Annotated in this window: 1 protein-coding gene; it reads left to right on the forward strand. The window is 57.4% G+C overall.

All coding sequences use genetic code 11. The features are described 5' to 3' along the window. On the forward strand, window positions 1-800 hold an 800-nt coding region (locus HFE01_RS26390; RefSeq protein ID WP_167442903.1), incomplete at both ends, for an AMP-binding protein.

The raw sequence follows: 800 nt of genomic DNA on the forward strand, positions 1-800 counted from the left end.
ATCAAGGAGACGACGCTGGGCGCTTTTGAACATCAGAATTATCCGTTTGAGGAACTGGTGGATAAGGTGAATGTGGCTCGCGATTTAAGCCGCAATCCGCTGTTCGATACGATGTTTGCTTTGCAGAATACAGAGAATTTGGAAATCCAGCTTCCCGGACTCCATTTGTCGACGTATGCCAGCGAAGAAATTGTTTCTAAATTCGATCTCAGCTTGGACGTCACAGAGATCGAGGAAGGCTTGGAATATCTGTTTGAATACGCCACTGCTCTTTATAAAACCGAAACAGTGGAAAAATTGGCCGCTCACTACTTGCAGCTGCTTGAATCCATTCTCCGCAACCCGTCGGCGACGATTGCCGAGTTGGGCATTTTGACACCGGCGGAAAAAGAGCAAATTCTCGGCGCGTTTAACCCGGCTCAGCCGGAAGCGGCTCCTGCGGCCGCGTTCCACCAACTGTTTGAGGAACAGGCGGAGCGCACGCCGGAAACGGCAGCTGTCGTGTACGAGAATGACCGGCTGACGTATGCGGAGCTGAATGAGCGGGCGAACCGCTTGGCGGCCACGCTGCGCACAAGCGGCATCGGCCGGGAGACGATCGTCGGCATTCTCGCCGAGCGTTCGGTGGCCGTGCTGGTGGCCGTGCTGGCCGTCTGGAAAGCGGGCGGGGCGTATGTGCCGCTCGACCCGGATTATCCGGCGGAGCGCGTGCGGTTCATGCTTGAAGACAGCGGAGCGAAGGTGCTGCTGACGCAAACGGCGCTGCGAGAGCGCGCCGAAGCCTGGCTCGGCGAAGAGGA

Origin of the sequence: Paenibacillus sp. EKM10P (assembly GCF_011800655.1) — a bacterium.
In the GTDB taxonomy this organism is placed as follows: domain Bacteria; phylum Bacillota; class Bacilli; order Paenibacillales; family Paenibacillaceae; genus Paenibacillus; species Paenibacillus polymyxa.